Below are 1,442 nucleotides of genomic sequence, written 5' to 3' on the forward strand. Positions count from 1 at the left end.
GCATCACCAGCCACGGTTGATGAGGGCTTTGTTGTAGGTGGGCCAGTTGGTGATTTTGAACTTTTGCTTTGCCACGGAACGGTCTGCGCTGTCGGGAAGATGCGTGATCTGATCCTTCAACTCAGCAAAAGTTCGATTTATTCAACAAAGCCCCGGAAAGCGTGCGTATCGCCTGAAAACCCAACCCGTCACGGGGATACCTATCCGAAACCTTATTTATTCAACAAAGAAAAACCTTTATTAATTATCGCTTTGCTTTTATTAAGGGTTGCTTTTTTTATTAATAATGCCATTCCTTAGGTAATTAAACACCTTCCCGTTTTTTAGTTTTAAATAAGTCTTTTTAATTAATGGGTAATTAATTAATGCTCTATCTTTAAATGATAGGTCGGGGTGTTTTTTATATCTCGCCACATAGTTCATTGCTTCCTTTGTTTTTATTGTTTCCGCTATAGAGAATAACGACAAAACCATTCCATTCACAAATCTATCAAAGCTCTTGTTTTGTATGCCTTTTGTTTCTTTATACTTCGTAAGCTCATCGATGCATGTTGAATATCCAATGATGTGCCTCATTGATTTTTTAGACGTCATTATGGAATCATTTCTTACCCTCCTAAGATATAACGCCTCATCCAACGAGAGGCATATAGTTGAATAATTGTCAAAAATCAGGGTTGCTATAAAGTGATTATCCTCATGATATATATGCGGAATGAATGCATTGCCATTTAATAATTCCCTTCTAAAAACATAGCACCATGCTGACACTATTAGTTTTTTGTTCGTCATTTCTTTTTCAAAGAAAGTTAATGCATCCATTTCACCAAATGTTGAACGCTTATAATCATGCCAGCCTTTTTTTTTCAGTTCTGGAGTGTCAAAAAAAACATGTGCATTAAAGAAAATAATCCCATAATTTTTTTCATTGGTTATCTTGTCTATTAACTTTAGACTTCCATGTGATATTTTATCATCACTATCTAAAAACCATATATATTCACCAGTTGATGATTCAATGGCGACATTTCTTGCCACCGATAGGCCTTGATTTTCCTGATTTATTACTTTGATTCTTTGGTCATCAAATGACAGTATGATATCTAGACTGCCATCTGTTGAACCATCATTTACACAGATTATCTCATAGTCGTTAAAATCCTGATCTAATACTGATTGAATACATTCCCTTAAGTATTTTTCAACGTTATATACAGGTACTATTATCGAAAATTTTTTTTTCACAGTGATCTCCAAATAATGTTTAGTTATACTAACATCAAGTTGTTATTTATGGAATGCGATTTATCAACCTGACAGAGCTAAGGTGATGATGCCAATTTGCTCATTTAGTGTCTAATGGACTTTGTTGAATAAATCGAATTTTTGCTAAATGGAAGGATTAGATCACGCATCCACCCGACAACACAGACCGTTCCGCG

At 35.0% G+C, this 1,442-nt stretch carries 1 protein-coding gene and 1 pseudogene; both read right to left on the reverse strand.

Annotated features, from left to right (window positions below; genetic code table 11):
* Positions 1–9: 9 nt before the first annotated feature.
* Positions 10–120: pseudogene (locus tag ACKLKD_RS27805) on the reverse strand (IS5/IS1182 family transposase); the annotation flags it as partial.
* A 141-nt stretch (positions 121–261) separates the two neighbouring features.
* Positions 262–1,245: a glycosyltransferase family A protein gene (locus ACKLKD_RS27810; RefSeq protein ID WP_165931902.1), complete on the reverse strand. Its 984-nt coding sequence runs from the start codon at positions 1,243–1,245 to the stop codon at positions 262–264.
* Positions 1,246–1,442: the final 197 nt, after the last annotated feature.

Origin of the sequence: Klebsiella sp. 10982 (assembly GCF_048589245.1) — a bacterium.
In the GTDB taxonomy this organism is placed as follows: Bacteria; Pseudomonadota; Gammaproteobacteria; order Enterobacterales; family Enterobacteriaceae; genus Klebsiella; species Klebsiella quasivariicola.